Below are 18,813 nucleotides of genomic sequence, written 5' to 3' on the forward strand. Positions count from 1 at the left end.
TCGGCGGCGACCAGGTCAATCCGGGCGTCGTTGTTGTAATACCCGCTGAAGACGTTGGCCGTCAGCTCGGTAAAACCGCGTGTGCCATCCGTGCGCTCGTTCAACTCGATCTCGACCCGCAGCGGGCCGACGGCCTCGACCGGCAGGTCGATGACAAACTGCCGGGCAGCGCTTTCGCCCACGTCCAGCCCGGCAAAGCTCCGGGTCCTCGTCAGCAGCACATCGCCGGACGTGTCGTCGCGCACCACGACGGTATGATAAAGCGTGTCCGGCGTCGGCAAGGTCCCGATGTTGCTGTCGGTCCAGCCGATGGTCAGCGGGTCGCCCGCCCGCGGCTCGGCCGTGACGATCGCCACATCCTCCAGCGCGAGGTCGGGGGCCGCGACGATCTCGCCCGTGTCGATGTTGTCGGCCTCGGCGTCGATGCCCGGGGCGCTCTCGGCCACGTCGCCGCCGGTGTCCAGGCGCACCTCGAGGGTGAACATGTCGGTCGCGGCCTCGCCCGCGGGCACGATGAACTGCACGCTGCGCTCCGCGCTCGCGCCCGCCGCGAGGGCCGAGGCCACCGCCACCTCCAGCCGGTCGACAATGCCGGTGCGGGTGGAGATCACCAGCGCCTCGGTCCAGCCGCCCGAGGCCGCGGCATTGCCGTCGTTGCGGGTGGTCCAGCGGATCGTCACCGCCTGCCCGGGGGCCCAGCCGGTCAGATCCGGCGGGGTGATGTCCGCGATCACCAGGTTGGGGAATTGCGGCAGCTCGGACTCGGCCTCGAGCGTCGCGGTGTTGTTGCCCTCGGCATCGCCCCCCGGGTTGCGCTCTGCCAGCGCGTTGCCGCTGTCGGTGACGACCTGCACCGCGATCGGCCCGGCCCCGTCCGCACCCGCGGGCAGCGCAAGGTCAAGCGACCGGTCGACCCCACCCCCCGCGGCCAACGGCGATGTCAGGTCCAGCGTCAGCTGGGACGACGCGAGGATCGCCCCGGTGTCGCGGTTGCGCACGGTGATCCGCTCCTGCACCATGCCCGACGCCGGCTCCGAGCCCGCGTTGACGCTGCGCCAGGTCAGCGCGAGAGTTTCGCCCGCCACGGCCGATCCGACGATGGACAGGTCCGCGACCGTCAGGTCGGGGCCCGCGACGTCGTCGGTGGTGGGGATCTCCACCGGCGCGGGGTCGAGATTGTCGAACAGCGCCAACCGGTATTCCTGCGCGGGATCGCTGTCGGGCCGGCCGCCGGCGGCGACCAGCATGTAGGCGCCGTCCTCCGGCAGGATCAGGCGGCCGGAATCGGTCAGCCCGAAGCTGTCCACGACCTGGCCGGACGGGCCGAAGAGCGTGGAGCGCCCGAACGCGCCGCCCGACACGACGTCGATGAAGATCGCCTCGCCCGCCGTGCCGTCGAAGCGGAACATCTTCGCCCCGCTGGCCGGGTCGAGCCGCACGGTGACCGGGCTGCCCGGATCGAGCGCAGCACCCGCGCTTGCGGCAAGCAGGCGCAGCGCCGAGGGCCCCGCGCCCTCGACCCGCAGCCGGTAATCCCCGGCGGCAAGGCGGAAGAACGGAGACCCCGGACCGCCGTAATCCCCGGCGAAATCGCCGCTTCCGATCTCTCCATCCGGGCCGATCAGGCGCCACGCGGTGTTGGCGCTGCCGGCCAGCACGTCGACCCAGACATCCTCCGGCCCGGTGAGGGAAAAGGTCAGGTCGCGCCGCTCGGCCCCCGCCAGATCCAGATCGACCCGGTCGCCCAGGCTCACCGGGATCTGAGGGATCGCGTCGCCCGCGAAGGTGATCGAGACCGTTTCGGGATCGGCAAAGCGCCGCTGTTCCAGCACCAGGTAGACCAGGCCGTCAGCGGGCGCGGTGAAGCGGATGAGGTCGGCCGCATCGCGCATCCGGGTCTTGGTCAGGCGGCGGCCGTCCGGCCCCAGCAGCGACAGCACGCTGGAATCGTCCGGCAGGCTCGCCTCGATCCGGTAGTCCTCGCCACCGGTGACCGACAGGGCCAGGATCCGGCCGGTCTGCCCGGCGGGCAGGTCGAAGCTGGCGCTGTCGCCAGGCGCGAGCGGCGCCGCGGCCCCCGCCGCGATCACGCTGAAGGCGGCGGTGCCGGTGCGGTCGTCCTCGTTGGAGATCGTCAGGCGATAGTCGCCCGGCCCCAGCACATAGGCGGCGGGGCCAATCACGCTGTTGGCGTTGGAAGACGGGAACTCGCGGGCGCCGACCGTCCCCTCCGGACCCACAAGGCGCCATTGCGCCCGCAGGTCCTCGGCGGCCATGGCGTTGACAAACACCACCTCCGGTTCGGTCAGGGTGAAGGTATAGGCGCGGACACGGCCGGGCTGGTCGATATCGGCGGTGACCGTCTCGCCCAGGGTCAGCGCCTCGGACAATGTCGGCACCCGGCGCATCTGGAAGGTGATGTCGTTGGGCGCGGTCTGCGACCAGACCCCCTCGACCAGCAGCGCGTAGCGTCCGGACCAGGGGAGCACCACCGGGGCCATGTCGCGCAGGTCGTCCCGGTCCACCTGGGAATCGCCATTGGTGACGCTGCGCAGCTCCTCGCCATGGGGGCCGATCAGCCGGATCGCAACATCCCCGAGGGTCTGTGCGATCACGTCGACCAGCACGATCTCGCCCGCGGCGGCGTCAAAGCCGAAGGCCCGCGTCTCGTTGCCGGGGTCCAGCGCGACATCGACCGGCGCGGTCTCGTCGGGCAGGTCCGGGACCGCGCCCAGATCCAGAAGGCGGAAGGCATAGCTGCCAGAGGCCCCGCTGAAGCGATCCGCCTGGACGCGGATCTCGTAGCGGCCGGGGCCCAACAGCATGGGCTTGTCGCTGTCGCGGTAACTGGCCCCGTCGGAATTGGCGAAGGTCGCCGCGCTGCGCACCCGCCCGTTCTGACCATAGAGCGACCATTCCAGCTGCGAGCCGCCGCCGAGCGCGTCGAAGGCGATCAGGGTCTCGCTGTCGAGCACCAGGTCATGGATCACGACCGGGTAATTGCCCGAGTCGCCCAGATCCTCGATCACGCCCTCGACCAGATCCCCGAGCGCGATCGGGCCGTCCGCCCCCGGCGCGGTGGTGATCGAGACGTTGTCGATGTCGTGGTTGGCCGTGCCCGCGCTGTTCTCGGTCGAGGCGCGCACGGCGAAGCGTCCCGCGCCCAGCCGCAGCCCCGAGGCGACGTAGACCGCGTCCGCGAGGATCGTCTCGCTCTCGCCGGGCGGGGTCAGGCCCGCGGTGATCTCGACGCCGCCCCGCGCCTCTTCAAGGGTGACGCGCAGGCGCTGGAACGCGTCGCGGGCGAGGTCGGCGGTGACGGGGATCTCGGCGATCTCGGTGCGGTCGCGGCGCAGAACGATCCGGTGGTCGGTGGTCCCGTCGCTGGCGCGGGTGATCTCCAGCGCCACGTAGATCGTGCGCTCGTGCCGGTCGTCGCCGAAGGCGCTCGGCCCGAAATCGGTGACGCCGGTGACGCCCAGCTCGCGGGCGGGCAGCCAGGCGATCTCGAACCCGCGGCCCTGGGCGCCGATCCCGCCGAGTGTCGCGGCCCGCATGTCGAAGGCGATCTCGGCCTTGCCGAGCAGCCCCGCGCGGGTCTGGTCAAAGAACACCGTGTTGGTGGTGGACGTATCGGTCACCCCCGTGAGGCGCAGCAAGCTGTTGCCCGTCCCGTCGTCGATCACCCGCGCCGCCTCGCCGCGCGCGTTGCCAAGGTCGAATCCGAGGCCCGCGGTCTCGAAATCGGCGGTGCTCTGGCCCAGCGTCGGTTCGCTCTCGCCGCCGTCGAAGATGAAGCGGTGGCGGTCGCTGGTGTTGGCCACGGTCTCGTCCGCGAAGTCGAACCCCTGCAGCAGCAGATACCAGCGCCCGGCGTCGGGCAGGATCACCCGCCGCTCCGGAAGCGACCACTCGTCCATGACCACGTTGCCCGCCGCCGACACGATCTGCGAGCGGCCGGAAAACCGGACGCCGTCCACCGTTTCGATGTCGAAATCCGCAGGCCCGTCGATGTCCAGCGCATAGAGCCGCACCCCGCGCTGGCTGACCCGCAGACGGTTCGTGACCTCCTGGTTGAACCCGATGGTCTCGGCGATGTCTGCCGCATCGTAGAGCGTGAAGACGAACGGCAGGTCGCGGGCGCCGTTGCGGGTGCCGGAGACGCGGAAGACATAATCGCCGGGGCCGAGATCGACCAGCGGGCCGCCGCCGGACACGACCCGGCCCTCGCCGTCGCGCAGCTCCCACCGCAGGCTGGGCGCCCGCATGTCCGGCAGAAGCGTGGTCGCCGCATCGAGGGTGAAGGCGAAATCGCGCTGGTCGCCATCGCGCGGCAGCACGCCCTGCACCGTCTCGCCAAGGGTCAGCGGCTGGGCCGGGACGGTCCGGTCGTCCAGGGTGAAGGCGCCGAAGAGCGGCTCCTGGTTGCCGCTGATATAGGCGAACATGCGCCCGTCGCGCCAGGCCACGGGCCATGACGCCGCGCCGCGCCGGGTATCCGCGAGGTAGCGGGCCTCGAAGAAATCCACCTCGGCGGCGCTGTCCGGTTCGGTCAGCATCCGGTAGCGGTGGCCGGCCTCGGCATCGAAGGTCACGAGCGTGCCCGCCAGGCCCGAAGGCGTGTCGACGTTCACCGTGTCGCCCGGCGCGATCAACGTCGCGTCCGCGGCGTCGAGCAGCCGGAACGCGAAGGCGCCCAGGTCTTCGGGGGTGGGCGGCGTCAGCCGCAGGCGATACTCTCCGGCGCCCAGCGGCAGGATGCTTTCGGGGATGTCGTGATAGTCGAGATCCCCCGAGAACAGCAGGCCCGCAGGCCCGTAGAGCTCATAGAAGGCACGCGGGCCGCTCAGCCCCTCCAGCAGCAGGTGGCCCGGCGCGGCGCGGGTGAAGGTGTATTCGACCACATCGTCATGGGCGCGGAACCGGCCCGTCACAGCGTCGTCCGTGACCGGCGCGATCAGGGCGCTGCCCCCCGCCGTGGTCCGATTGAAGAGCGCGTCGCCGGCCCCCTCCTCGAAGGTCAGGGCGAGGCGCAGGGCCGGATCGTCCGGATCCCAGCTTCCGGCATGTCCGGCGGCCAGCACATCCGGGGCGGCTGCATCGGCGCGCAGGCGCAGGGCCGAGATCCGTCCCGAGAAACGCGGCTCGAACCGGTCGGCGATCCCGCCCAGGACCAGCGTGCCGGGCGCGTCGAACCAGCTTGTGTCGATCAACCTGCTGCCGCGCTTCTGCCCGTCCACGTAAAGGGTCAGCGTGCCGGCGTCGCGGTCGATCACGGCATCCACATCGGCCGGGCGGAAAAGCTCGATCGCGTCGTCGGCGCGGACGCTGACGGTCCGCGTCCAGGTCGGAAAATCGAGCGTGCGCACGACGATCTCGGACCCGTCCGCAACAAGCGCGAGCACCTCGCGCCCGTCCGCAACGAGCGTCGCGATCGTCTGGTCGCCGAAGGAATCGGTTCGGATCCGGGCGCTGAGCGTCAGCGTGCGGCCGATGTCGCCGATCATCGCCTCGGGGAAGGTCACGGTCTGGCTGCCGGTCATGTCCAGCTCGGTCCGGCCGGTCGGGTCGGTGTTCCAGATCGCTTCGATGGCGGGCGCGGTGTCGAGTGGCTGCACATCGGCCTCGGGCGCATCGAGCCGCAGCCGCAGCCGGGCGAGAACCGGTTCGGTCCCGAGCCTGTCGCTGCCCTGTCCTTCGATGGCGACGATATAGCGGCCGTCCGCCGGCAACCGCATCCGGCCCATGGAATAGACATTGGCGCTGCGTTTCAGCAACGTTCCGTCCGGCGCGAAGACCGCCAGCCTGATCGCGTCGTCGTTCTGCATCGGCAGAGCCCAGCCGATGTCGAGCCTCTGGTCCTTGCGGGCCTCCAGCGCGAGGATCGACGTCGTCGATGCCCCCGGCAGATCCAGCTGGGTCACCTGCCCCAGCGGCGCGGGGGCGGCCCCGTCGCCCGCGTCCAGCAGGCGGAAGGCGGTCAGCCCCTGGTCTTCGGTCGACAGGGTATAACGCCCCGGCCCGAGGGTCAGCAGATTGAACGTCAACCCGTCGTCGATCCGCTCCAGCAGGTCCCCGGTCGCATCGCGCAGATCGACCCGCCCGCCAAAGACGTGGTCGGCATAGAACCGGCGGGTCTCGGTCAGGGTCATCTCCCAGCGCTGGCGGTCCCCGCCCAGCATGACGGTCGAGACCATCCCGGCGTCGTCCGGCAGGCCTGCCAGGCGCCCGACCGCCCCCGATCCGCTGCGCTCGGCGGCCAGATCGGCGGGATCCTCCATCCCGAAGGCGGCAACCAGCCCCTCGGCATCTGCGACCGCGGCGCTCTGGTAGCTGGCGGCGATCTCGGCCGCGGTGCGGGCGTCGGACCAGATCCGCAGCTCGTCCATGTCGCCCCGGAACGGCGCATCGGAGGTGTCGCGACTGGCGCCGAAGTAGAACGGCCGGGTGGTGGCAAGCCCAAGCCCGCCCTCGTCCAGCGCCCCCACTTCGACCCCGTTCAGATAGATCGCCATCCGCCCCGCGGCGCGGTCGAGGACCAGCGCGAGATGGCTCCACTCCCCGGATTTGACGGCGGCATCCCCGGAATTGACAAAATAGGCCCGCCCGTAAGAGCCCGGGCCGAAATGCGCCCGGCCGAAGATCTGGCCGTCGCCGCCGACCCGCAGGTACAGGGCGTCGGCCTCCTCGCCAAGCTCGAACAGGGTGCGCGCCGTACGGTCGGGGCCGAGCAGATCCGGGCGGAACCAGCCCTCGACCGTCAGGCTGCCGGTGACGTCCAGCGTCTCGGGCGGCGCGACCTCCAACGCCAGCCCCCCGGCGACCCGCAGCCCGCCGCTGCCGATGACACCTTCGGTGGCCTGCTCGGCCAACGCCCCGGCATCGGGGTCGAGCGGCACGGGCGCGGGCTCCGTCCGCAGGGCGATCACGGCCTCCCGCGGGTCGGTGATGTCGTAGGCGAACTCGACCCCCACATAGAGAGGGCCGGTAAGCCCTTCCAGATCGAAGCTGCCGCCGAAACCGGAGACCGGCAGCTCGGCACCGTTGGCGTCGAACAGCTGGGCGGCGAACGGCTCTGCCGCATCCACCGTCAGCCGGGTGGCGCTGCCACGGTCCAGCCGCACGAACCGCGCCTGCCGCCCCTCGGGCAGGGACAGCGTCAGGCGCCCCGGTCCCGACAGCGTCGGCGCATCGGAGAAATCCACCAGCTCCAGCGCCACGTCGCGGGCCGAAGACTCCTCGTTTGTGAAGGTCAGGTAATAAGTTTCGCCGACCGCCGCATCCAGGATGGCCTCCCATCTGCTGGAGATGCTGTAGCGGTCGAACGGCTGATCGCTGGCGATCACGCCCTCGGGGCCGCGCAGGTCGTAGCTGTGGGAGGCCGTCCGAAGGTCGCCATCCACCAGCACCGGCGCCCCCTTGCCGACGAAGCTCCAGGTCTTGCTCTCGCCCGGCTCCAGCGTCGCGGTCAGGATCTCTCCGATGTCGACAGCCTCGGGCGGGTCCAGGCTCTCGGCCGCAAGCGACCAGGTGGCGGTGGCCGGGCGGGCGTAGCCCTCCAGCGCGATCAGGTAGGTTCCGGCCTCGAAAACGTTGAAGCCGCTGCCGTCCGTCCCGAACCTCGTGTCCACCAGGATGCCGCCGCCGGGGTCGATGACGCGGAACTGGCGGTTTTCCCCGGAATGCGAGACCACGTAGCGCGTGTTCGCCGCCGCATCGAGCCGGTAGAGCCCCGCCCGGTTGGTGTCGTCGAAGGTGGTCGTCACCGTCTCGCCGGCGGTGATCGCGGGTGCCGATGCCGCGCCGCGCAGCGACACGGTATAGTCCATCTCGAATTCGCCGCTCAGATGCAGCCGCCATGTGCCCGGCGTCAGCAGCAGCGGGACGGGATCCTCGCCCGAGAGGTTCTCGGTGACCAGAACCGTCCCGTCGGGCCCGTCCAGCGAGACCCGCAACGGCCGGAAGCTGCTGGACGTCGTGTCAATGCTGTCGAGCACCGCGAGGATGTCTTCGGTGATCTCGAATTCATGAACGTCGAGGCCGCCGCCCGGCGTGCCGAGCGTGCCACTGATGGTGTCGTCCAGCGCCGCGGCAAAGACGTTTTCGGGCGTCTTGCCAAGGGTAAAGGCGATGTCGCGCGGCGAGCTGCCGGTATAGCCGCCCTCGATCAGCAGGCTGTACTGACCCGACCGCTCCAGCGGGGCGAAGCGGATCAGGTTCAGGCTTTCGGGTGTGCCCACGACCTCGCCATCGGGATCCAGCAGCTTGACCGTGACGCCGAAGTCCGAGGCGTCGGGCGCAAAGGTCAGCCGGTCGCCGGCCTCGGCATCGAAGGTCCAGGCGGCGGTTTCCGTGGCCCGCTCCTGGTTCAGCGTGATCTCGTCGCCCAGGGTCAGCGCCCCGCCGGCGGCGATGTCCAGCAGCCGGAACCGATAGGCGCCGGTCTCGTCGCCCGGCGCGTCGACGATGATCTCGTAGGTGCCCGGGGCCAGCGTCAGCACCGGATCGTCCTGGTTGTCCGCGTCCGAGGCCGCGAAATCCCGCGTCCGGACGATCTCGCCCTCGGGGCCGGTCAGGTTCCAGCGTAGCCGGTCGGGCCCCTCCTGCGCGTCGAAGACCAGCTTGCGTTCGGCATCAAGCGTGAAGGTGTAGCGGTCGCGCTCGCCCGGCACGTCGATCTGGGCGGCGACAGGCAGCAGGTCGGCGGACAGCAGCAGCCGGGGTTCCAGGGTCTCGAACTGGAAGGCACTGTCGACGGGGCAATGCGATCCGTCAGATCCCGCGTGGCGATCCGATGGATCGCGGGACTTGTTGATCTTGGCTTCGGCCTCGTTGGCGCGTCGCTTCAAACCGTCGTCGCACTTCCTGCACTGTATACTACACCGCCCCGGGGCGGGGCACATCCGGTCCGCTTCGGGGGGCAAGTGGTTGTGATTTAGATGATTGTGTGTCGAAACTGGCCCCCATGCAACCCCGGTGCCACCACAAAAACATCTTGACGCCGCGCATGGCCCTTGCCGCGCTGGCAACACTGGGGACGCTCCTCGCGCCGCTCAGATCCGAAACGCAGGTGATCGAGCAGGGCTGCGTGATTCGCCCCTCCGAGGTGGTGGCGCTCAGCGCGTCGGTCGCCGGGCGCCTGTCGCACTTCAACGTGGGCCGGGGCGATGAGGTCGTCCGCGGCGATATCCTGGCCGAGCTGGAGGCCGGCCCCGAGCGGGCCGATCTGCGCATCGCCGAGGCGCGGGCCGCCGACCGCAGCCAGCTGGAGATCACGGCCCAGCGGCGCGACCTCTTCGACGAGCAGGTGGAGCGGAACCGGTCGCTCAGCGAGGCGGAGCTCTTGACCCGCAACCGCTTCGACACCCTGCTGGCCGATCAACTGGAGGCGCAGGCGGCATCCGAGCAGGCCCGCGTCCAGTTCGAGCTGGCCCAGCTGGAGGTCGCGCGCGCCCGCAGCATCGTCGAGGAACATGTCGTGCGCGCCCCCATCGACGGCGTGGTTGTGGAGCGGACCAAGGCGGCGGGCGAATTCACCGGCGAGCGAGAGCCGGTGCTGACGGTCGCGGCCCTCGATCCGCTGCATGTGGAGGTCTTCGCCCCGATCGCCATCAGCCGGACGGTCGCGGTCGGGGACCGCGCCCGGGTCACCCCCGAGCCGCCCTACGACACCCCGCGCGAGGCGGTGGTCGATGTGGTCGATTCGGTCTTCGACGCCTCGAGCGCGACCTTCGGCGTCCGCCTGACACTTCGGAACCCGGACCGGGACTTGCCCGCGGGCCTGCGCTGCGCGATAGATTTCTCGGACCCCGCGCCGGACTGAGCGGTCGCGGCCGGAGCGGTCGCGGCCCGATCGGTGGCGGCCCGATCGATCGCGGGACCGGCACGCCTTGCCCCGACCCGGCCAGACGCGCACCCTCGGCCTAGGGGCCGAGGCCCGCCTGGCTGTAGATCTCCACGATGGTGTCCATCGTGTGCTCCATCGCGTCGAGATCTGGGGGCGCGCTGCCGCCGGGGCCGCCTTCCACCAGGTCGCGAAAGCTGCGCCATTGTTCCATGAAGGCGTCGTCGGGCCGGTCGTTGCGGCCCTCGTTGACACCCTTCTCCGTCTCGATCCGCCAGAAATCCAGCCCGACCCGGGCGATGCCCTTGCGGCCGATGATGCACAGTTCCGGCGGCGCGGTGTCGAACGGCGCCCACAGAAGCGACATCCGCACCGGCGTATCGGCGACCCGCAGCCGGATCTCGGCGTGGTCCTCGACCTCGTGCCCCTCGATCAGCGGCACCAGCCCCGCCGCGTCCACAAGCTCCGGCCGGCCGTCCAGCAGCCATCCGGCCCGGTCGATCAGGTGCACGCCATTGGTGGTCACGACCCCGCCGCCGGCGGTCGCGCGGCTGAAATACCACTCCGACAGCATCCCCGGATCGAGCCGGAAGTGATAGCTGTCGGAATAGCTCAGCACCTCGCCGAGCGCATTGGCCTCGAGCAGCGCCTTCAGGTTACGCAGCCCGGGATGGAACCGGGTGGTCAGCCCGACGCGATACTGCGCGCCGCCGCGCACCAGCGCCGTGCGCAGGGCATCCGCGTTCTGGTAGGGCAGACGGTGGGGCTTTTCGACCAGCAGGTTCAGGCCCATCCCGGCGATCTCGGTCGCCTGCTCCAGATGCGCGGCGCTGGGCGTGGCGAGGACCACCGCGTCACAGCCTTCGGCCGCGGCAAGATCAGGCGCCGCGCGGGCGCCGAACCGCTCCGCGAGCCACGCCGCGCGCGCCGCATCCGCGTCGATGACCACGGCGACGGTATCGCCCGCCGCGGCGATGGCGGCGGCGTGGACACCGCCCATCCAGCCCGCCCCGACAACCGCGGCCTTCATGCCCCGACGAGACCTTCGTGGGCCATCTCGGTCAGCACGACGCGGGCGGCATCAATAGTCTGGTCCACGTCCTCGGCGGTATGGGCGCCGGTGATGTGATTGCGCTTCAGCGACATCGGCAGCATCAGGATGTCGTGGTCGTACATCCGGCGGTGGAACTCGGCATAGGCCTTGTCGTCATGGTGCTCCAGCAGGTCGCGATAGCCCTTGGGCCGCATCGGCATGAAATAGCAGATCACGACCGAACCATAGCCCGTGACGCAGGCCTCGATCCCCAGATCTTCGGTGATCGCCGCAAGACCCGCGCGCAGCCGGTCGCCAAGGGCGAAGACCCGCTGGTGGAAATCGGTGGTGCGCAGGTGGGTCAGGGTGGCGATGGCCGCCGCGGTCGACGCGGGCCCGCCGTTGAACGTTCCCGCCAGCAGGACACTGCCCCCCGCCGAGCTGAACTGATCCATCAGGTCGGCCCGGCCCGACATGCCCGCCACCGGAAAGCCGTTGCCCATCGCCTTGCCGTAGGTCGTCAGGTCCGGCATCACGCCACAGATCTCCTGGTAGCCGCCGGGCGCGTGGCGGAACCCGGTGATGACCTCGTCGAAGATCAGAAGGGCGCCCTCCTCCTCGGTCAGCGCCCGCAGCCCTTCCAGAAAGGCCTGGTCGGGCAGCAGGGCGCCGATGTTGTGCGGAATGGGCTCCAGGATGACCGCGGCGATCCGGTCCTTGTGCCGCGCGAAAAGCTCCTGCACCGAGGCGAGGTCGTTGAACTCGGCGATCAGCGTCGCCTCGAGGTTGGGCGCGAGGATGCCCGACGAGGTCGGGTCCATCCCGTAGGCCTTCTCGGGGGTCGAGATCACGTTGCGCGACACCGCGTCGTGCCAGCCGTGGAAACAGCCCTGGAACTTGACGATCAGGTCGCGCCCGGTGACGCCGCGGGCCAGCCGGATCGCCTGGAAGGTCGATTCGGTGCCGCTCATGGTCAGGATCGTCTTGTCGGCCGAGGGGATCATCGCGTTGACCAGCTCGGCGCATTCGATCTCCAGCCGCGAGACGCCCATCCCGACAAGGTCCTGGTCGACCAGCGTCCTGGCCACGGCCTCTCCGACCACGGGGTCGGCATGGCCCAGCAGCGTCGCGCCGAAGGCCGCGTGGTAGTCGATGAAGCGCCGCCCGTCCGCGTCCCAGACATGGGCCCCCCGCGCCCGCTCGATCACCAGCGGGCGGCCGATCCGGCGGGTGGCGGAATTGACCCCGCCGGGAATCGCCCGCTCGGCCCGGGCCCAGAGGTCGGCGGTGGTGGCTGATGCTTGATCCAGCATGGTCATATCCTTTCAGACGCCTCAGAGGTCCAGCAGCGGACGCGGATCCTTCGACAGGATCGTCTCGATCGTTTCGGGCAGCACCCGGGGAAAGCCCTCGCTGCCCATCCGGGTCAGCCCGCGGAGCCCGTCGACGGTCACCTGCGGGGTCCAGAGCGGATAGTCCGAGCCGAACAGCAGCTTGTCCACGACCCCCCATTCCTGCGCGTTGACCAGCGCCAGGTAGCCGTCCATCGAACGCGTCCACATGCCCGAGACATCGGCATAGACATTGGGGTTCTTGCGCAGCACCTGCACCGTGTCGCGCTGCCACGGGTGGCCCATGTGGGCGATGATCTGGCGCAGGCCGGGAAACCGGCGGGCGACCTTGTCGATCACCAGCGGATGGCTGACCGACAGATCGCCCTCGGCCGAGGGCGTGGCCCCCATGTGCCACAGGATCGGCAGGCCGTGGCTGTCGGCGGCGGCGTAGAAAGGATCGAAAGCCGGGTCGGACGGGTCGAAATGCGCCATCACGGGATAAAGCTTGATGCCCTTCGCCCCGGCAGCAAGTCCTTCGTCGAAGGCGCGGCGCCAGTCCGGGTCGGCGGGGTCCAGCGCCATGAAACAAACGTTGGGCGTCTTGAGGCGGGCGCAGAACGCGGCAACCTCCTCGGTCGGCGAATGGACGCCGGCGGCCTTGGCCGTGATGCCGAAGACGACGGCGAAGGTGACGCCGGCCTCGGTCATCACCGCGTCGAATTCCTCGACGCTGGGCTCCTGCCAGGGCTTGCCGTAGGGGCCGCGCCAGTTTCGGTCGTATTCCGCGCCCCAGTATGATGGCTTGAGCATGTGGGTATGAATGTCGATCATCGGGACAGCCAGTCGCCTCCTCGCAATGTGGAACGCTGTTTCATATTTTTCTAGCACCCTGCCTTCAGATCCGTCAATCGGTCAAGAAGCCGGGCCTTTACTGTTCTGAATCGACGCTTGACGAAACTCGATCGAGCTTTCTAAGCTGAATGTGGAACGGCGTTTTACATCGCTCGTGACGCTCACGGGTCTCCTGCGCGGGGTGCGCCGGGTCCGGAGCTCCAACAGAGGAGAGACCAAGGATGACCAAGATCAGCTTCCACCGTCTGGCCACGTCGACAGCGGTCGCACTGGCGCTCGCCGCCGGCCCCGCCATGGCGCAGGACGGCACCCTGTCCGTCGCGCTCGCCGGGGACATCGACAATTTCGATCCGGCCACGAACCAGCTCATCGCGTTCCAGGCCGCCATCGGCAACACGGTCTTCGACCCGCTGATCGGCTATGACGCCGACCTCAACCTGGTCCCGCGCCTCGCCGCCTCCTGGGAGGTGAACGAGGACGCCACCGAATTCACCCTCACCCTGCAGGACGGCGCGACGTTCCATGACGGCACCCCGGTGACCGCCGAGGCAGTGATCGCCTCGCTTCAGCGCAGCGCCGAGTTGGGCGGCGTGATCGGCACGCCGCTGCAACGGGTCACCGCGTTCGAGGCGGTGGACGACAGCACCCTCAAGATGACGCTCGAGGACAGCTATGCCCCGTTCCTGACGGCGCTGACCGTGGTCTTCATCCTGGCGCCCGACAGCTTTGACGACGCGACCAGCGCGCCGATCGGCTCCGGCCCCTTCGTGTTCGAAAGCTGGACGCCGAACGACGCGATCGTGCTCAGCCGCAACGACGCCTACTGGGGCGAGAAGCCGGCCTTTGAGACGCTGCAATTCCGGCCCGTGCCCGACAGCCAGGTCGCGCTGACCAACCTCTATGCCGGCGATATCGACATCGTGGCCGAGCCGTCGAACGCGGTGCTGGCACAGGTCGACACCTCGGCGGCGAGCGTCGTGCGGCCCTCCGCCTCCAACAGCGTCGCCTATGTCGAGATGATGGGCACCACCGGCACGCTGTCGGATCCCGCGGTGCGCCGGGCGCTGGCCCATGCCTTCGACCGCGAGGCGGTGCAGCTTGTCGCCTATTCCGGCGGCGGCGAGAGCAACGCGAGCCCGCTTCCGACCAGCTCCTGGGCCTACGAGGACCTGGCGGGCTACGGCTACGACCTTGACGCCGCGGCGGCGGCCCTCGAAGAGGCCGGCGTCTCGGACCTGACCGTCGGGCTCGAGATCCCCGCGGGCTTTCCCGAGGGCGAGCAGATGGCCCGCGTCTGGCAATCCAGCCTGGCCGAGATCGGCGTCGATCTTGAAATCAACGTCTCCGAGATATCGGTCTGGCTGGATGCCTACGTGTCGCGCAACTACGACATGACGTGGAACTTCTTCGGCGTCTCGCCCGACCCGCATTCGTTCTTCGACGTGATCCTGCGTCCGCATTTCGAGGGCGACGTCTATGACAACCCGCGCGTGGCCGAGCTTGTCGCCGCCGGCATCGCCACCGGCGACCGGGCCGAGCGCGAGGAGATCTATTCCGAGCTGCAGCAGATCGTCGTCGACGAGGTGCCGGTGATGACGGTCCAGTCGCGCCCTGTTGGCGCAGTCGCCTCGAACGGTGTCGAGGGCTTTGCGATGAACCCGCTTGGCTGGGGCCTCTACACCGGCGTGACGCTGACCGAATAGTGACCCGCTCCCGATGACCCGCTGCGACGACCCGAAGGATCACGGCCCATCATGACACGGCTTTATGGCGCTGTCCGCGTGCTCCTGATCCTCTGGGTCGTCGTCACGGTCGTCTTCGTGACCCTGCGCCTGACGCCCGGCGACCCGGCCGAGCTGTTGCTCGGCCCCACCGCCGGGCGTCAGGACAATGCCGAACGGCTGGCCGAGATCCGCGCCGCCTACGGCCTCGACAAGTCCATCCCCGTTCAATACGGCATCTTCCTCGGCAATCTGGCGACCGGCGATCTGGGCGTGTCGAACCGCAGCCAGCGCCCGGTGATAGAGATGATCGGCACCGCCGCCCCGGTCACGATCTGGCTGATCGTGCTGTCCGTGACCGCGGCCGTGCCCGCCTCGATCCTGCTGGGCACGCTGGCAGCCGAGCGGCGCGGATCGGGGCGCGACGCGACGATCCGCACGGTGGCGACGGTCTTCATCGCGATCCCCTCTTTCTGGCTTGGCCTTCTGCTGCTGAACTGGTTCGCCAGCGGCCTGCGCTGGTTCCCCTCGCGCGGGTTCGAGCCGTTGCTGGCCGACCCGCTGGCCTTCGCCGCGCATATGACCCTGCCGGTGCTGACGCTGGCGATCTTCCTGATCGGGTCCTTCACCCGCTTCGTCTATACCGAGACCGCCGACACGCTGGAGCGCGACTACATCACCGTGGGCCGCGCCATGGGTCTCTCGCGCCGCAGCATCCTCTTTCGGTTCTCGGCCAAGAACTCGCTGACGCCGCTGATCATCGTGGTCGGGGTCGAGATCGGCACCCTGATCGGCGGCGCCGTCATCGTGGAGGAGGTCTTCGGCCTGCCCGGCCTCGGCCGGCTGCTGCTGGCCGGGGTGATGTCGCGGGATTACCCGGTGGTCCAGGGCACGGTGCTGATCATCACCCTCGCCGTCATCCTGATCAACATCCTGTCGGAATGGCTGTATCGGCTGATCACGCCGCAGGCCCGCGCCTGATGGCGGGCGCCGACCGCCTCGGGGCCCCGGCGGGGGCCGGCCGCCTGAAGGCCCTGCTGCCGCGCAGACCGGGCAGCATCCTGCTGTGCCTGCTCGGCCTGCTGGCCCTGGCCGCGGCCGTGGCCCCAAGCTGGCTGACACCGTATCATCCGACGCAGATCGACGCCCGGTCGCTGCTGCAACCGCCCTCGTGGAAGCACTGGCTGGGCACCGACGAGCTGGGCAGCGATGTGCTGGCCCGGATCCTCTACGGCACCCGGCTGGAGGTGGCGATCGCCATGGGCAGCGTCGCGCTCGCGGCCCTCGTGGCGGTGCCTGCGGGGCTGCTCGCGGGGTATCGCGGCGGTCGCGCCGATTATGCGCTGACCATTGTCGCCGACGCGATCCTGAGCTTTCCAATCGTGCTGTTCGCGGTGATGGTCGTGGCCAGCCTCGGCGCCTCGCTCGGCACGCTGATCGGGGTGCTGGGCATCGTCTTCGTGCCGCGGATCTTCCGGCTGGTGCGGGGCCAGACCCAGGTGCTGACCGAACAGGGGTTCGTGCGCAGCGCGAGATCCATGGGCGCGGGCACCGGCGACATCCTGCTGCGGCACATCCTGCCCAATATCCTCGGGCCGATCATGGTCATCGTGCCCCAGCTCATGGCGGTCGCGATCCTGATCGAGGCCGGGCTCAGCTTTATCGGGCTGGGGGTGCAGCCGCCGCAGATCTCGTGGGGGTCGCTGATGCTGGTTTCCAAGAACTACTACGTCTCGGCGATCTGGTATCCGCTGTCGGTGGGCGCCGTGACCACCATCGCGTCCGCCGCGCTGGTCTTTGCCGGCGACATGGCGGGCAACGCGATCAACCCGGACCGGAGGACGTCATGACCGCATTGATCGACGTGGCCGCGGCGGACGTGGTCTTTGCCGCCCGGCGCGGTGGCAAGCTGCGCCGCCTGCAGGCGGTCACCGGCGCCGACCTCACCCTGCGGCAGGGCGAGGTGCTGGGCCTCGTGGGCGAATCGGGCTCGGGCAAATCGACGCTGGGCCTCGCCGCGATCGGTCTGCAGCGGCTCAGCGGCGGCGAAGTGCGGATCGACGGCGCCCCGATGCCGCCCCAGGGCGCGCCCGACTGGCGCCGGTTGCGGCGGCGCGTCCAGATCATCTACCAGGACCCGTTCTCGGCGCTGAACCCGCGCTGGACCATCGGCCAGTGCCTGGCCGAGCCGCTGCGCCTGCACGGCGTGCTGCCCCGCGCCCGCTGGCCCGCCCGGGTGCGCGAACTGCTGTCCGAGGTCGGCCTGCCGCCCGAGGTCGCCGACCAGTATCCCGGTGCGCTCTCCGGCGGGCAGCGGCAGCGGGTCTGCATCGCCCGCGCCCTCACGGTGGAGCCCGAGGTGATCGTCTGCGACGAGATCACCTCGGCGCTCGATGTCTCGACCCAGGCGCAGATCATGACCCTGCTGCGCGGGCTCCAGCGCAAGACCGGCATGGGGCTGCTGTTCATCTCGCACGACCTGGGGCTGGTGCGCACCATCGCCGACCGGGTCGCGGTCATGTATCTCGGCCGGATCGTCGAGACCGGACCGGTGGGCGAGATCTTCGAGACCCCGCGCCATCCCTATACCCGGGCCCTGCTCTCGGCCGCGCCGGTGCCGGACCCCGCGATCGAACGGGCGCGGGTGCGCCGCCCGCTGGAGGGAGAGATCCCGGACCCGACCGATCCGCCCTCGGGCTGCCGGTTCCGCACCCGCTGCCGTCACGCCGCGGACCGCTGCGCCCGCGACCAGCCCGCGCTCGACCCCGCGGGCGAGGCCCGGATCGCCTGTCATTTCTGGCAGGAGATCGCCTCAAGGGAAGCTGCGCCATGACGGCCCTGCTGCAGATCGACGACCTGAGCGTGTCGTTCCGCGTCGGCGGGGCCGAGCTGCACGCGGTCATCGACGTCTCTCTGGCTGTCCGGGCCGGCGAGCGGGTGGGCGTTATCGGCGAATCCGGGTCGGGCAAGTCGGTCATGGCCCGCAGCATCCTGCGGCTCGACGATCCGCGCCGCACCCGCTACGGCGCCGGCAGCGCGATCTCGCTGGACGGCCAGCAGGTGCTGACCCTGCCCGACGCCGGGCTGCGCCGGCTGCGCGGGCAGACCGCGTCGATGATCTTCCAGAACCCGATGCACTCGCTCAACCCCGCCTTCACCATCGGCAACCAGCTCGACGCGGTGCTGCGGGCCCACCGCCCAGACAGCCGGGCAGAGCGGCACCGGCGGATTCTGGCGATGCTGACCGATGTCGACCTGCCCGGCCCCGAGGATCTGGTAAACCGCTACCCGCACGAGCTTTCGGGCGGTCAGCGGCAGCGGGTGATGGTGGCGCAGGCCGTGCTCTGCGAGCCCGCCCTCGTGATCGCGGACGAGCCGACATCGGCGCTGGACGTCACCGCGCAGGATTCGGTGCTGGAGGTGCTGGGCCGCCTCAATCGGGACCGCGGCATCGCGGTGCTGATGATCACCCACGACATGGGCGTCGTGGCCCGGTTCTGCGAGAAGGTGAACGTGATGTACGGCGGCCGGCTGGTGGAAAGCGGCAGCGTCGACCGGATCTTCGCCGCGCCCGAACACCCGTATACGGTGGGCCTGCTCGATGCGACGCCCAACCCGGCGGCACCGCTCAAGGACCTGGTCGCGGTGCAGGGCACCCAGGCCACCCGCCGCGGCACCGTCTCGAGCGCCTGCGCCTTCATCGACCGCTGCCCGCTGGCGACCGAGGTCTGCGGCACCGCCCCGCCCCTGCGGCGGCTGCCAGACGGCCACCACGTCGCCTGCCATCACGCCGGGCCGGACAGCCCGGGCCGGGCCTAGGTATTCAGTCCCGGCATCTGGTGGATCGGGTCGAGGATGAATCGATCTGGCTCTGACGTCCAGATTTTGCAGATGTATTCGTAAGGCGTGAGGCCGTTCAGGGTCTTCAGCCTTCGCGCGAAGTTGTACGCTGCGAGGAAGTCGGCGAGGTGCGTCCGCAACTGGCCGTGGCTGTCGTAGTGGTAGCGTTTGACCGTGGCGTCCTTGATC

At 69.8% G+C, this 18,813-nt stretch carries 10 protein-coding genes and 1 pseudogene (1 of these 11 cut by a window edge); 6 read left to right on the forward strand and 5 right to left on the reverse strand.

Features of this window, described 5'->3' with window-relative positions:
• Positions 1 to 8,849 carry the beginning of a CARDB domain-containing protein gene (locus ROA7023_RS17605; protein ID WP_159458573.1) on the reverse strand. The gene continues 24,118 nt to the left of window position 1, outside the view, so the window shows 8,849 of its 32,967 coding nt (coding positions 1–8,849); its start codon is at positions 8,847 to 8,849; its stop codon lies beyond the left edge, outside the window.
• Positions 8,850 to 9,007: 158 nt separating this feature from the next.
• Between ROA7023_RS17605 and ROA7023_RS17610 the strand changes: the two genes are divergently transcribed.
• Positions 9,008 to 9,823 (forward strand): efflux RND transporter periplasmic adaptor subunit, encoded by an 816-nt coding sequence (locus ROA7023_RS17610; protein ID WP_159458574.1) that lies wholly within the window; start codon positions 9,008 to 9,010, stop codon positions 9,821 to 9,823.
• A 100-nt stretch (positions 9,824 to 9,923) separates the two neighbouring features.
• Here the strand turns inward: ROA7023_RS17610 and ROA7023_RS17615 are convergent, their stop codons facing one another.
• The 3 genes from ROA7023_RS17615 to ROA7023_RS17625 are packed head-to-tail and all read right to left on the reverse strand — an operon-like array spanning position 9,924 to position 13,042.
• Entirely contained in the window at positions 9,924 to 10,874 is a 951-nt protein-coding gene (locus ROA7023_RS17615) for a Gfo/Idh/MocA family protein (protein WP_085880350.1), read from the reverse strand.
• On the reverse strand, positions 10,871 to 12,190 hold the full coding sequence (locus tag ROA7023_RS17620; RefSeq protein WP_085880351.1) for an aspartate aminotransferase family protein: 1,320 nt from the start codon (positions 12,188 to 12,190) through the stop codon (positions 10,871 to 10,873). The genes ROA7023_RS17615 and ROA7023_RS17620 overlap by 4 nt, the downstream gene beginning before the upstream one ends.
• A gap of 21 nt (positions 12,191 to 12,211) precedes the next feature.
• Positions 12,212 to 13,042: an amidohydrolase family protein gene (locus ROA7023_RS17625; protein ID WP_085880352.1), complete on the reverse strand. Its 831-nt coding sequence runs from the start codon at positions 13,040 to 13,042 to the stop codon at positions 12,212 to 12,214.
• Positions 13,043 to 13,284: 242 nt separating this feature from the next.
• Here ROA7023_RS17625 and ROA7023_RS17630 point away from each other — a divergent pair, with 242 nt between their 5' ends.
• Genes ROA7023_RS17630 through ROA7023_RS17650 form a run of 5 tightly spaced genes read left to right on the forward strand, consistent with a single transcriptional unit; the run spans position 13,285 to position 18,603 of the window.
• Positions 13,285 to 14,766 (forward strand): ABC transporter substrate-binding protein, encoded by a 1,482-nt coding sequence (locus ROA7023_RS17630; RefSeq protein ID WP_085880353.1) that lies wholly within the window; start codon positions 13,285 to 13,287, stop codon positions 14,764 to 14,766.
• 51 nt (positions 14,767 to 14,817) lie between these two features.
• The gene (locus ROA7023_RS17635; protein WP_085880354.1) at positions 14,818 to 15,765 is read left to right on the forward strand and encodes an ABC transporter permease; all 948 of its coding nucleotides are present in this window, start codon (positions 14,818 to 14,820) and stop codon (positions 15,763 to 15,765) included.
• A complete protein-coding gene (locus ROA7023_RS17640; RefSeq protein ID WP_159458575.1) occupies positions 15,765 to 16,634 on the forward strand; it encodes an ABC transporter permease in 870 nt (289 codons plus the stop codon). The genes ROA7023_RS17635 and ROA7023_RS17640 overlap by 1 nt, the downstream gene beginning before the upstream one ends.
• Complete coding sequence (locus ROA7023_RS17645; protein ID WP_085880356.1) at positions 16,631 to 17,617, forward strand: ABC transporter ATP-binding protein; 987 nt, start codon at positions 16,631 to 16,633, stop codon at positions 17,615 to 17,617. Before ROA7023_RS17640 ends, ROA7023_RS17645 begins: the two co-directional genes overlap by 4 nt.
• Complete coding sequence (locus ROA7023_RS17650) at positions 17,614 to 18,603, forward strand: ABC transporter ATP-binding protein (protein WP_085880357.1); 990 nt, start codon at positions 17,614 to 17,616, stop codon at positions 18,601 to 18,603. Before ROA7023_RS17645 ends, ROA7023_RS17650 begins: the two co-directional genes overlap by 4 nt.
• Here the strand turns inward: ROA7023_RS17650 and ROA7023_RS17655 are convergent.
• Positions 18,600 to 18,813, reverse strand: a pseudogene (locus tag ROA7023_RS17655) (IS3 family transposase); the annotation flags it as partial. The gene ROA7023_RS17650 and the pseudogene ROA7023_RS17655 sit on opposite strands and share 4 nt — an antisense overlap.

It is taken from the genome of Roseisalinus antarcticus (genome assembly GCF_900172355.1).
Lineage (GTDB): Bacteria > Pseudomonadota > Alphaproteobacteria > Rhodobacterales > Rhodobacteraceae > Oceanicola > Oceanicola antarcticus_A.